At 61.4% G+C, this 12,342-nt stretch carries 13 protein-coding genes; 6 read left to right on the top strand and 7 right to left on the bottom strand.

Features of this window, described 5'->3' with window-relative positions:
• Positions 1 to 4: 4 nt before the first annotated feature.
• Positions 5 to 703, bottom strand: coding sequence for a glutathione binding-like protein (locus tag FGE05_RS04215; protein WP_139641815.1), 699 nt, complete (start codon positions 701 to 703; stop codon positions 5 to 7).
• Between the two features lie 324 nt (positions 704 to 1,027).
• On the opposite strand from FGE05_RS04215, the gene FGE05_RS04210 reads away from it, so the two are divergent.
• Together FGE05_RS04210 and FGE05_RS04205 are read left to right on the top strand one after the other, a co-directional pair.
• Complete coding sequence (locus FGE05_RS04210) at positions 1,028 to 1,702, top strand: histidine phosphatase family protein (protein ID WP_139641813.1); 675 nt, start codon at positions 1,028 to 1,030, stop codon at positions 1,700 to 1,702.
• A gap of 205 nt (positions 1,703 to 1,907) precedes the next feature.
• Positions 1,908 to 2,960, top strand: a complete 1,053-nt coding sequence (locus FGE05_RS04205; protein WP_139641812.1) for a permease — start codon at positions 1,908 to 1,910, stop codon at positions 2,958 to 2,960.
• 149 nt (positions 2,961 to 3,109) lie between these two features.
• Here the strand turns inward: FGE05_RS04205 and mnmH are convergent, their stop codons facing one another.
• Positions 3,110 to 4,213, bottom strand: coding sequence for a tRNA 2-selenouridine(34) synthase MnmH (gene mnmH, locus FGE05_RS04200; RefSeq protein ID WP_139641810.1), 1,104 nt, complete (start codon positions 4,211 to 4,213; stop codon positions 3,110 to 3,112).
• A complete protein-coding gene (gene selD / locus FGE05_RS04195; RefSeq protein ID WP_139641808.1) occupies positions 4,213 to 5,247 on the bottom strand; it encodes a selenide, water dikinase SelD in 1,035 nt (344 codons plus the stop codon). Before selD ends, mnmH begins: the two co-directional genes overlap by 1 nt.
• A gap of 193 nt (positions 5,248 to 5,440) precedes the next feature.
• On the opposite strand from selD, the gene FGE05_RS04190 reads away from it, so the two are divergent.
• The 3 genes from FGE05_RS04190 (at position 5,441) to FGE05_RS04180 (ending at position 7,434) form a co-directional block, all read left to right on the top strand.
• Complete coding sequence (locus tag FGE05_RS04190; protein WP_139641806.1) at positions 5,441 to 6,391, top strand: nucleoside-specific channel-forming protein Tsx; 951 nt, start codon at positions 5,441 to 5,443, stop codon at positions 6,389 to 6,391.
• An 80-nt stretch (positions 6,392 to 6,471) separates the two neighbouring features.
• On the top strand, positions 6,472 to 6,756 hold the full coding sequence (locus FGE05_RS04185) for a hypothetical protein (RefSeq protein WP_139641804.1): 285 nt from the start codon (positions 6,472 to 6,474) through the stop codon (positions 6,754 to 6,756).
• 90 nt (positions 6,757 to 6,846) lie between these two features.
• A complete protein-coding gene (locus FGE05_RS04180) occupies positions 6,847 to 7,434 on the top strand; it encodes a hypothetical protein (RefSeq protein ID WP_139641802.1) in 588 nt (195 codons plus the stop codon).
• Positions 7,435 to 7,741: 307 nt separating this feature from the next.
• Here FGE05_RS04180 and FGE05_RS04170 read toward each other — a convergent pair whose 3' ends face one another.
• The 4 genes from FGE05_RS04170 to FGE05_RS04155 form a co-directional block, all read right to left on the bottom strand.
• On the bottom strand, positions 7,742 to 8,458 hold the full coding sequence (locus tag FGE05_RS04170; protein ID WP_139641798.1) for an alpha/beta hydrolase: 717 nt from the start codon (positions 8,456 to 8,458) through the stop codon (positions 7,742 to 7,744).
• Between the two features lie 63 nt (positions 8,459 to 8,521).
• Positions 8,522 to 9,634 carry a M14 family metallopeptidase gene (locus FGE05_RS04165; protein ID WP_139641796.1) on the bottom strand — a complete coding sequence of 371 codons (1,113 nt, stop codon included), beginning with the start codon at positions 9,632 to 9,634 and terminating at the stop codon, positions 8,522 to 8,524.
• Positions 9,635 to 9,735: 101 nt separating this feature from the next.
• The gene (locus FGE05_RS04160; protein WP_139641794.1) at positions 9,736 to 10,515 is read right to left on the bottom strand and encodes an ABC transporter substrate-binding protein; all 780 of its coding nucleotides are present in this window, start codon (positions 10,513 to 10,515) and stop codon (positions 9,736 to 9,738) included.
• A gap of 238 nt (positions 10,516 to 10,753) precedes the next feature.
• Positions 10,754 to 11,188 carry a rhodanese-like domain-containing protein gene (locus FGE05_RS04155; RefSeq protein ID WP_139641792.1) on the bottom strand — a complete coding sequence of 145 codons (435 nt, stop codon included), beginning with the start codon at positions 11,186 to 11,188 and terminating at the stop codon, positions 10,754 to 10,756.
• A 101-nt stretch (positions 11,189 to 11,289) separates the two neighbouring features.
• Here FGE05_RS04155 and ftrA point away from each other — a divergent pair, with 101 nt between their 5' ends.
• Positions 11,290 to 12,258, top strand: coding sequence for a transcriptional regulator FtrA (gene ftrA / locus FGE05_RS04150; RefSeq protein WP_139641790.1), 969 nt, complete (start codon positions 11,290 to 11,292; stop codon positions 12,256 to 12,258).
• Positions 12,259 to 12,342: the final 84 nt, after the last annotated feature.

Here is a 12,342-nt window from a genome sequence, read left to right as displayed (position 1 = left end):
CTGCTCACTCGGGAATCTTCAAACCCCGGACCACGGCCGGCCGCGCCAGGAAGCGCTCCAGCACCCGCGTCACGTTGGGGAAGTTCTGGATCCCCACCAGATCGCCGGCCTCATAGAACCCGATCAAGTTGCGCACCCATGGGAACGTGGCAATGTCGGCAATGGTATAGCGCTCACCCATGATCCAGTCGCGCCCTTCCAGGCGCCCATCGAGTACCTTGAGCAAACGCCTGCTTTCCTCGACATAACGGTCGCGAGGACGCTTGTCCTCATAGTCCTTGCCAGCGAATTTATTGAAGAAACCCAGCTGCCCGAACATCGGCCCGATACCGCCCATCTGGAACATCAACCACTGAATCGTCTCGTAGCGCGCCGCCGATTCCTGGGCCAGCAGTTGACCGCTCTTGTCCGCCAGGTAAATCAGAATCGCCCCGGACTCGAACAACGCCAACGGCTGGTCCCCCGGACCATGGGGATCGAGAATCGCCGGGATCTTGTTGTTCGGGTTGAGTGAGAGGAATTCAGGGGAGAGCTGATCGTTGCTGCCAAAGTCCACTTTGTGGGGTTCGTAGGGCAGGCCGATCTCCTCCAGCATGATCGAGACTTTCACGCCGTTGGGGGTTGGCAGGGAGTAGAGCTGGAGCCACTCGGGGTATTGGGCGGGCCATTTCTGGGTGATGGGAAATTGGGTCAGATTGGGCATGGGAGCTCCATGGCGGAAGGGAAATGCTGGAGCATAATTCAGGATCGGGTGGATGGCATCAGGAAATGCCACCCTCCTGACGGTCACAGAATTCACGCAGGCCGTTATTAATTTCGCAACATCCTGTCGTTAATGTTCATGCCATCTCATGGAAGAGAGCCGTGGCAGGATCGAACCAAAGGGCTTCAGGAGACTCAGAGCAATGCCCCGAGGAATCGAAGCGGCGTAACGACAAGGAAAACATCCGAAGCCAAGGCTTCGCGGTGCCAGGGTTTGTCAGCCTGACTCGAAGCCTGACTCGAGACAGCCGAAGAACATAATCCGATGATCAACCCACTGAAGTTCACCCGACACCTCCAACGCCGTTCATGGCTGATCCTGCCGACGCTGCTCGTGATCTGCGGTCTGGTGTTGTCACTGGAGTCCAGCGTCAGTCGCGCCCAGCCAGTCGACGGCATCCAGACCCTGGTGTTCCTGCGCCACGCCGAAAAACCCGCCGGCGGCCTGGGCCAACTCAATTGCCAGGGTCTCAATCGCGCCATCGACCTGGCCACCCTGTTGCCACAAAAGTTCGGCAAGGCCGACTACGTATTCGCGGCCAACCCGACCCGCAACGTTGAGGAAGGCGAGCGGGATAACTCCTATAGCTATATTCGCCCGCTGATGACCATCAGCCCCAGCGCGATCAAACTCGGCTTGCCGGTCAATATCGAGTACTCGGCCAACGACACCAGCGCCCTGGCCGACGAATTGCTGCACGACAAGTACCACAACGCCACCATCTACACGGCCTGGTCCCACGGCTATCTGCCGGAACTGATCAACAAGGTGGCTGGCGAGGCCGTGGGCAAGAAGCAGACCATTGCCCAAGACTGGGAATCGGGGGATTTCGATTCGTTGTACGTACTGACCCTGACCTGGCACAACGGCAAGGCCAGCCTCACCAGCCAGAGCTACAAGCAGGGCTTGGATAACAGGCAGGAGACCTGTCCGACGTAAGCGGCAGGCATCGTAGGAGCTGGCGAAGCCGCGATCTTCTGATTTTGATCTTTCGCTTGAGGCTCAATTGTCAGTGGAGAGATCGCAGCCTCGTTGCACTCGACAGCTTCTACAGGACGGAGCCCGGCGCAAGCGCCCTCACCACAGCAAGCGTCCTCGCCACAGGGTATGATGCGTCTACATCCCTACTGCCCGGACCTTCTCCATGTCTTTATCTCCTGCCGCTCCCGTTCGGGGCTGGTCGTTCTGGTGGAAACCCGCCCTGTTCCTGCTGGTGGCTTGCGTCGGCCTGTACTACGTCAAATGGTCGCCCTACTACCTCAAGGCGTTTGTCGCCGCCGATAACCACAGCATCGGCGGTTCGATCCTCAACGATGCACAGACCACGCCGCTGATGGCCGCGCTGACCTACGCCAAGGTGTATTTCCTGGCGATCTGGAAAGCGGCGGTGCTGGCGGTGATCCTGGGCTCCCTGTTGCAGGTACTGATTCCCCGTGACTGGCTGTTGCGCCTGTTCGGCCAGGCCGGCTTTGCCTCGACTCTGCGCGGCGGGCTGTTCGCCCTGCCCGGCATGATGTGCTCATGCTGCGCGGCGCCGGTGGCGGCCGGCATGCGTCGGCAGAATGTCTCGGTGGGCGCGGCGCTGGCCTTCTGGATCGGCAATCCGGTGCTCAATCCCGCGACCCTGGTCTTCATGGGCTTCGTGCTGGGCTGGGGCTTCACCGCCCTGCGACTGGTGGCGGGCATTGTGCTGGTGTTCGGCGTGTCGATGGTGGCCCAGCGCATCGCCCGGCCCGACGTGTTACCCGAGGCGGCCGTCGAAGCCGTGACCGAGGCCAGCGCGGTCGATGCGCAGCCTTTCCTGGCGCGTTGGGGACGGACCTTGTGGCAATTGTTCTGGAGCACCATTCCTGTCTATGTGTTGGCTGTGCTGGTCCTGGGCGCGGCGCGGGTCTGGCTGTTTCCCCATGTCGATGGCGCCATGGCCGACAGCCTGGTCTGGCTGGTACCGCTGGCTGTTGTCGGCACGCTGTTCGTGATTCCCACCGCGGCGGAAATCCCTATCGTTCAAACGATGATGACCCTGGGCATGGGCACCGGACCGGCCGTGGCGTTGCTGATGACACTGCCGAGCATCAGCCTGCCGTCGCTGCTGATGCTGCGCAAGGATTTCGATGCCCGGGTGCTGGTGACCGTGGCGCTGTTGACCATGTTGGTCGGCATCGTCTGCGGGTTGATCGGAGCGGTGTTGCTTTAGGCTTCAAGATTTACTGATCCACCGCTATCGCGAGCAGGCTCGCTCCCACATGGGCCTGAGGTGATCGCAGAGGTGTCGTCCATTGCAAATTCCCTGTGGGAGCGAGCCTGCTCGCGATAGCGGCAACCCGTTCCCACGAGGTCCCGAGGTCATCCTGTCCGGGCGGCGCGCTCACGCAGATACTCGAGCACAGCCGCCTGCTCCCCCGCAAACTCGATCCGACTCCCCTTCTTTTCCCGCTGGAACACGTACATCGGGTCGTAATATTCACGCAGCAACCCGTCGATCCAGCCACGATGCAAGTCGACAGCCCCGCTATCGGCCTGCTCGGCCAAGGCGGCTTCCATGATTGCCATCAGGCGCCGATGACGGTCGCCCCCCAGGCGCTTGTGGATGTTGTTCAAACTCGCCAGCAACCGTTCGGAAAACAGCGAGAACCCTTCCTCGCCATATACGGCGACAAATTCGGCGCTCAGGTTGATGACGTAATCACGCAGAATCCGCTCGACCCGTCGCTCCACACTGTCTTCAAGCCAGACCATCGGGACCTGTTGCATGCGCTGGTACAACGGCAACGGTAAGGCGCAGCTGCCGACCATGCGGCTTTCATCTTCCAGCACGAAATGCTCGATACCGGCGGCGCGCTTCTTCAGCACATCCACGGCCAGGCGGTTCTCGAAATCGATGTTGGAAGGCTGCCCCGTGGCCCGCTTGCCGAAGCTGGAACCACGGTGATTGGCGTGACCTTCCAGGTCCAGTCCGTTGCCCAGCTGGATCAGCATCTCGGTCTTGCCGGTGCCGGTCATGCCGCCCAGCAAGACGAAATCACACTGGGCGACCGCCTGCTCGACAGTGTCCAGCAGGAACGTACGCATCGCCTTGTAGCCGCCACCAACCCTGGGGTATTCGATGCCGGCTTCGTCCTTGAGCCATTGCTGGACGATCTGCGAACGCAGGCCGCCTCGAAAGCAATACAGAACTCCGTCAGGATGGGCCCGGGCGAAGTCGCTCCAGGCCTGGATGCGGTGCGCCTTGGTGTCGCCGGACACCAGCTGATGCCCCAGGACGATCGCCGCCTGCTGGCCCTGTTGCTTGTAGCAAGTACCGACCCGCTGCCGCTCGATGTCCGTCATCAGCGGCAGATTGACCACGCCGGGAAAGGCCCCCTTGAGAAACTCGACAGGCGCGCGAGTGTCCATCATCGGCCGGTCATTGAGGAAAATGTCGCGGTAATCGGTAATGTCGTTGCTCATCAAGACACCTCGACCGCGTTGGTCTGTCGCTCGACCAACTCGCCAATCGGCTCCAGCGCAAAGCCCAGCTCCGCGGCCACCTGAAGAAACTCGCCTTCGCCTTGCGCCGTCACGGCGATCAACAGGCCGCCGCTGGTCTGCGGGTCGCAAAGTACGCGCTTGTGCAGCTCCTGGACACGGCCGACCCTGCTGGCGTAACTGTCGTAGTTACGTAGCGTACCGCCTGGTACGCAACCCAGGTCCAGGTAGTATTCGACGCCCGGCAGGCGCGGCACCGCATCGTAGCGGATGCGTGCGGTCAACTGACTGCCATCGGCCATTTCCACCAGATGCCCGAGCAGACCGAAACCGGTGACGTCGGTCATGGCCGTCACGCCATCGAGCTTGCCGAAGCGGCTGCCGGGCTTGTTGAGGGTGCACATCCAATCCCGGGCCAGGCCAACGTCGGCGGCGCGCAATTTGCCCTTCTTCTCCGCCGTGGTAAGGATGCCAATGCCCAGGGGTTTGGTCAGGTAGAGGCGGCAACCGGCAGTGGCGGTGTCATTGCGCTTCATGTGGCGCTTTTGCACCAGTCCAGTGACAGCCAGGCCGAAAATCGGCTCAGGCGCATCGATCGAATGCCCGCCAGCCAAGGGTATACCAGCCTCGTCGCACACTGAACGCCCGCCACGGATCACTTCCCGTGCGATTTCCGGGGCCAGCACATTGACTGGCCAGCCGAGAATCGCAATGGCCATCAGCGGATCACCGCCCATGGCATAAATGTCGCTGATGGCATTGGTGGCGGCGATGCGGCCGAAATCGAAAGGATCATCGACAATTGGCATGAAGAAGTCAGTGGTCGACACCACCCCGCGCTCTTCGTCGATGGCGTACACCGCGGCATCGTCCCGGGAGGCGTTGCCGACCCACAACTTGGGATCGAGGTTCTGCGCACCGCTGCCGGCCAGGATCACTTCCAGCACTTGCGGCGAAATCTTGCAGCCGCAACCGGCGCCGTGGCTGTACTGGGTCAGGCGAATGGGCTCGCTCATGGGCATACCTCCTATCAGTCAAGGTGAGCGATTCTAGCAGCAACGTCGATGCTCCAGTGCTCATGCCGCAATGGTCAGGGAAAACTGGTACGGGATGTGCAAACGTTTGCGAGCCCCATCAAGGCCTTCTGATCGGGCCATTTTCCTTACATCCAGGAACACGGGCTTCGGCCCGCACGAACAAGGACTTTCCATGCATTTCATTTCCCGGCGTCGCGCCGTGCCCGGCGTATTCGCCGCCTCCCTGCTACTGACCACCGTTACCGGATTACTCAGCACTGCAACCCACGCCGCACCCGCCGAGGCGTCTGCCCAGGGCGAAGCCCTGAGCCCCGAAGCCACTGCGCCAAAAAAAGGCGCCTACCTGTCGGATTGGTACAATCAGAACCTGACGATCATCGGTAGCAAGGACATCAGCTTCGGCCCGCAACCGGTCGACGATGTCTACCTGGAGTATGAATATTTCGGCCGCAAGGGGCCGTTCGAACTGTACGGCTACGTCGACATTCCGAAAATTTTCGACATCGGCAACAGCCACGACAAAGGCGCATGGGACCACGGCTCGCCGCTGTTCATGGAGCACGAACCGCGCATTTCCATCGACTACCTGGCAGGCCGCAGCCTGGCCATCGGGCCTTTCAAGGAATGGTATGTGGCGTTCGACTGGATCTACGACCACGGCAGCAACAGCGCCAATCGCGGTAACACCTTGTACAGCGGACTGGGCACCGACATCGACACCCATTCCAGGGTCAACCTGTCGGCCAACTTCTACGGTCGGTATCAATGGGAAAACTACGGTGCCAGTAATGAATATTCCTGGGATAGCTACCGCGCCCAACTCAAGTACATCGTGCCGATCAGCCGGTTCAGCAACGGTGCATCCCTGACTTACATCGGCTTCACCAACTTCGATTTCGGTTCGGATCTGCACAAGGACAATCCGGCGCGCACCGCCAACGCCACGGTTGCCACCAACGTATTGCTGTACTCCTTCACCCACCTGCGCTTCACCCTGGTGGGCCGTTACTTCCACAACGGCGGCAACTGGGAAGACGGCAGTGAGCTGAACTTCGGCGATGGCAACTTCCGCGCCCGCTCCGATGGCTGGGGGTACTATGCTGGGGTAGGTTATCAATTCTGATCGGGGGCATTGGCGATGGAATTTTCGTTCATCGCGAGAATCACTTGAACATCAACCGCGTGCTCAACAGGAGACTGCCGATGCCCCTTTCCCCCGCCGCTGCCGACAGCACCCACCTGGATTACGGCCTCGACACGCTGTTCGGTCGGGAAACCAAAAGCGTCGACTGTCAGTTCGATGTCAAACGCCTCGATGACGGTGAGCCGCCATGGTTCGCGCTGCACATCCGGCCACCGCTGCCGGAGGATCTGGAGAAGGCCCAGATCGTGGTGTTCACTGCCGAGGGGCGGCGGATCAGTGGGATCGTCCGGCGCGCCGAGCGCCTGGCCGATGACAGCCTGCAGCTGGATGTCGAGCCTGACTGACGCGTCTGGAAGCCTTCGCAGCACTGGAGTCCGGCGCGATGCCCGTGGGATGATCGGTTTCCAAACACGCCCTCCACGCCGAGAGTTTCAATGTCATTGCTGAGAAAACACACTGCTGCACTGTTGCTGACAGCCGTTGCCAGTCTGGTTGTCGTGCCTGCCTATTCGGCCCCGGCTAAAGCCGCCGGCGATATGCCGGCTCAGAAAGTATCGATGCTGGGTGGCAAATTTGTCTTTACCTTGCCCAAGGGTTTCACCGCGACCGCCCTGCCTGCCGGCGATGCCGCCCAGGGCACGGCAGGGGCGACGGGGACCATGTACAGCAATGCCACCAGCAGAACCGTGGTGATCACGGCTGAAAACACCATCGTCAATGGTGCGAAGGTGAAGGATGACGATGCTGCGTTTCTCGACACGACCATGGCCGGCTTCGCCGCCCAGCGAAGCAAAGCCTTGCCGGATGCCAAGATCCTCAGCGAAAAAAGCCTGGCCCTCAAAGGCAGTGGCCTGGGCCTGCGTCAACTCGACACCAGCGCCACCCAGGGCGGCGGGCCGACCCTCGACACCACATTGCTGGGGGCCTCCGGCACACGCATGGCCGTGGTGCAGATCATCTCCCGGGCCAGTGACAAGAACGGTCATGAAGCGTTGGTGAAACAGATCGCCAGCGGCAAGTGATGGCCTGGGCGCGGAGTGCCTGAGGGACCGCGTTGCTTCATTCGCGAGCGAGCCCGTTCCCACAGGGGGGCTTCGGTGTGACATGAATCCTGCGAAGGCCCTGAACCCAGGAGTGGGAGCGGGCTTGCTCGCGAAGGCGGTGGGTCTGCCTGCCTTGATGTTGGATGTGCCGACGTCATCGCGAGCAGGCTCGCTCCCACAGGGTTTTGCGGTGGGCATAAATCGCGTGAACGCCCGGGAGCAAATGTGGGAGCGAGCCCGCTCGCGATAGCGTCAGCCCATGCAACAGAGGTTCAACCTGAAACCGCTAGGGATTGAGCCGCTCCAACCAGGCCCGCAGGTCCTGCACTTCCAAGGCACTGATGGTATGCCCGACACCCGGATAGGCATGAAACTCCGGCTCCAGGGCCAAGGTCTTCAGGAACGTGTCGGCTTCGGTGCCATCGTGGTAGGGGATGATCGGGTCTGCCGTGCCGTGGCCGATGAACACCGCCAGCGACCGCCGCGATTCGTCGGGGATCAGCTCGGCTTGCAGCACGGACAGAACCCGCCCGCCCATCGCCGCGATACCACCGACGGCTTCGGGGTGTCGCAGGGCGACTTCGTAGCTCATCATCGCGCCCTGGCTAAAGCCCACCAGATAGACCTGGCTGGCATCCGTCGGGTATTTGGCCCGGGCCTTTTCGATGAAATCCAGCAGCATTTGGCCGCTGGCCTTCAAGTCCGAGGTGTCGCCGTCATAGGCGCCCTCGCCCCGCTTCGCAAACCACTGGTAATGACCTGTCTCCATGGTCTTCGGCGCCCGCACCGAGAGGTAGTTGTAGTGTTGGGGCAGCTCGTCCCTGAGCTCGAACAGATCCTGTTCGTTGCTGCCGGAACCATGCAGGAATATCACCAGCGGCCGGTCCCTGGCCTGCTCGTCGGCCTGGGCCAGATAACTGAGTGGCAAGTCCGTGTGCAGCGAGGGCTGGGCCTGCAACCCGGACGAGACCAGCAACAGGAACAGGGCGAACGCTTTGAACATTGATCTTCCTCCATCATTCGATAGCCCATGGCAAGGGCCGTACGGTGAGGTAGACAGCACTTTTCAGTCGTTGGTCAATTTCCCGGTGCGTATCGGCTCACGTCCCGCCACTTTCGCCTGCCAGATCCCGGGCTGGGTATAACGCCCACGGTCCAGGGCGAACAGCAGGCCGCTGGTGCCAGCCCGTACCGTGGTAACCCGATCATCCAACGGGTCGACCACTTCGAACAAGGGGTCGCCCCGCTCCACCCATTCACCCGCCTCGCGCAGGAAACTCACCACGCCATGGTGCGGCGCGAACAGGTACTCGGTGCCCTCGAAAGGAAATCCTTCACAGCATTGGGCTGGCACCGACGGCCAATCGCCGCCGATAAAACCCTGCTCGGCGAGAAACCCGAGGATGGCCTCGCAATTGGCCTGGGCCTGATGCACCCGCGTGTCGCCCATGCTCCCCAGTTCCAGGGTGGTCGCCAGGTTGGCCGGCGGGATCGCCGCCTCGGGAAAAGCCCTGGCCAGGCGCAACCAGGGGGTAGAGCAGGATTCGTCGAACGAACTGCCGCCGGAGTCCTCGCACAGCAACGCCACGCCGGCTTTCAACCGTGCAGCCAGGGAGCGCCACTGCGGCCATTGTTGCGGCAAGGCGTACAGATGAATGGCTGCCTCGAAATCGCAGTGCAGGTCGAGGGTGATATCGGCATCGCAGGCATGGCGCAGCAGGAGACGATGCAGGGCTTCGAGCTGCGAAGGGGGTGCCGGCAAATCGTCCAGGACCTGGAGCATGGTCTGGCGGATCAAGGTGATATTGGCCGCCGGATCGTCACCCAATCGGTCGCCGACACGTTGCGCCACCGGGGCGCTGAGTTCCACGAAGGAGCGGTTGAAGTTCTTGCCGCTGCCCAACTCGAAACGCCCCATGTGGGCGCTTTGCAGATGTTGATCCAGGCCGATGGGGTTGGCCACCGGCACCAGCTCGATCACGCCCTTGAGCAAACCCTGGGCCTCAAGCGCGTTGAGCCGTTGCTTCAGCTCCCAAGCCGTGCGCATGCCGGGCAACTCATCGGCGTGCAGGCTGGCCTGGATGTAAACCTTGCGTGGGCCATGGCCATAACGAAACACACTGAGCCGACGTTCGGTGCCGAGGTGGCTCCATGGCAGGGTATGGTCGATGCGTTGCATGAAATCTCCAGATACGAAAGCGCTCATCGCGCAGGGTAAAACAATCGCCCATGAAAAAGGTGGCCGACCGCGTCAACGGTGGGCCACCTTGGTTTCAACGATCAATGCCCGTAGATGTCGAAGGCGAAGTACTTGTCCTGCACTTTCTTGTACGTGCCGTTGGCACGGATTTCGGTGATGGCGGCGTTGAATTTCTCTGCCAGGGCCTGATCACCCTTGCGCACGGCAATGCCGGCACCGCCGCCGAAGTACTTCGGATCGTCGTAGGTTGGGCCAACAAATGCGAAGCCTTTGCCCGCATCGGTTTTCAGGAAGCCATCGTCGAGGTTGACCGAATCGGCCAGCATGGCATCGAGACGACCGGCGACCATGTCCAGGTTGGCTTCCTGCTGGGAGCCGTAGCGCACCAGGTTGATGCCCGCCGGCACCAGCACTTCGGTGGCGAAACGATCATGGGTACTGGCCCGCAGCACACCGACCTTCTTGCCCTTGAGTTCGGTCAATGGGTCCTTGATCCCGGAACCTTCCTTCATCACGAAGCGTGCCGGGGTGTGGTAGTACTTGATGGTGAAGTCGACGTTTTTCTTGCGGTCGTCGGTGATGGTCATGGACGACAGGATCGCGTCGATTTTCTTCACCTTCAACGCCGGGATCAGGCCATCGAACTCCTGCTCGACCCAGACACACTTGACCTTCATCTGCTCACACAACGCATCACCGATATCGACATCGAAACCGGCCAGTTTGCCGTCAGGGGTCTTCATCGAGAAAGGTGGGTAACCGGCTTCGATCCCGAGGCGCAGCGGCTGGGCGTCAGCGGCCATGGCCGACAAGGACAATACGGACAGTGCCAGGGCACCGAACATTGCTAGCTTCTTCATTTTTGCTCCTGAGTGCGCAGGTTTTTTATTGGCAGATCGTAGGCAGCGTTCGGTTGGCAAAAACCGAAGTGGCCGGGAGTCTAGAGGGGCACTCAGAGGGGAGATTGTGTTGAGGCGACAAATAGTTATAAAAATAACCAGGTGTGTCCGATGTCCTTGAAGTTTGCGAAAAACCTGACAAGACAAACTGCTGTGGCGAGGGAGCAAGTCCCTTGCCACAGCAGATCGCTGCAAAAACTCAGCAGTCGCAGCTGACCGCCGTGTCCGCCACCCGCTCCACCAGGCCGGTCAGGCGAAAACCCTCGTCGAGCCAGCCCATGACACCGCCGATCATTTCCTTGACCGGATAGCCCAGGGTCGCCAGGCGGACCGCCGCCTTGTTCGCGCCGTTGCAGTGCGGCCCCGCGCAATAAACCACGAACAGCGTGTTTGTTGGATAAGCGGCCAGCGTCTGGGCGGTGAGCGAACGCGTCGGGATATTGATCGCGCCTGGCACATGACCGCGCTCATAGGCCAGGGCCCCGCGGACATCCACCAGCACAAAATCGACCTCGCCGGCCTGTTGGCTGGCATGAACGTCGGAACAATCTGTTTCGAACATCAGACGACGGCTGAAATGCTGCAAGGCAATGTCAGACGGAGCAGCAGGCACTTCGCTAACCGGGCTGGGCATCGTGGATACTCCAAGGGGGATGGGGGCGTAAGGAGACTTTATCCGCCCTATGCTAACCGCTAAAGTGGCGCACAAGACACTCAGTGGGAATTTTCCGCCAAATGCAGCCCTCCCCCGGCCTGGTCGCCGTCCTCGTCTATGACGGCTTGTGCACATTCGAATTCGGCGTTGCCGTCGAGATTTTCGGACTGGCCCGACCCGAATTCGATTTCCCTTGGTATGAACACCGGATCGTCGCCGTCGATGACGGCCCGTTGCGCGCCATGGGCGGCTTCCAGGTGCTGGCCGACGGTGGCATGGAGCTGCTGGATACGGCCCGGACCATCGTGATCCCCGGCTGGCGCAGTCGCAGCGAGCCACCGTCCGAGGACTTGCTGGAAACACTGCGCAAAGCCCATGCCCGAGGTGCGCGCCTGCTGTCGATCTGCTCCGGGGCATTCGTGTTGGCGGCCGCCGGGCTGTTGGACGGTCTGGGGGCCACGACCCACTGGCGCTACACCGATGAATTGGCCGAAAACTTTCCGGCCATCCTGGTAGATCCGGACGTGCTGTACGTGGATTCGGGCCAGGTCATCACCTCGGCCGGCAGTGCAGCCGGCATCGATGCCTGTCTGCATCTGGTGGCGCGAGACTTCGGCGCCCAGGTCGCCAACACCGTGGCGCGCCGACTGGTGATGCCGACGCAACGCACCGGCGGCCAGGCGCAGTTCATTCCGTCGCCGGTCAGCCGCACCCCGCGTAGCGATCTGTCCGGAGTCATGCAGTGGGCCCGTGAACACCTGCATGAGCCCCTCGGCGTGCGCGAACTCGCCAGCCAGGCGGCCATGAGCGAACGGACGTTCCTGCGCCGCTTTACCCAGGCCTGCGGGCTGTCGCCCAAGGCCTGGCTGCAGCACGAGCGCCTGGCCCGCGCCCGCGAATTGCTGGAAAGCACCCAGGACAAAACCGACAACATAGCGCAGCTGTGCGGCTACCGCTCGGTGGAAAGCTTTCGCGTGGCGTTCCGCAGCGTGGTGGGGCTGGCGCCGTCGGTGTATCGGGAGCGGTTTGGGCGGGATGAAGCCAGATGATCAGCGATCAAAACTGGCGAGCACCGTTGTGAAGAGGGGATTTATCTGTGGCGAGGGGATAAATCCCCTCGCCACAAAATTGAT

Source organism: Pseudomonas sp. ICMP22404 (genome assembly GCF_006227205.1).
In the GTDB taxonomy this organism is placed as follows: Bacteria; Pseudomonadota; Gammaproteobacteria; order Pseudomonadales; family Pseudomonadaceae; genus Aquipseudomonas.
This window is presented reverse-complemented; position numbering and strand designations above follow the sequence as displayed.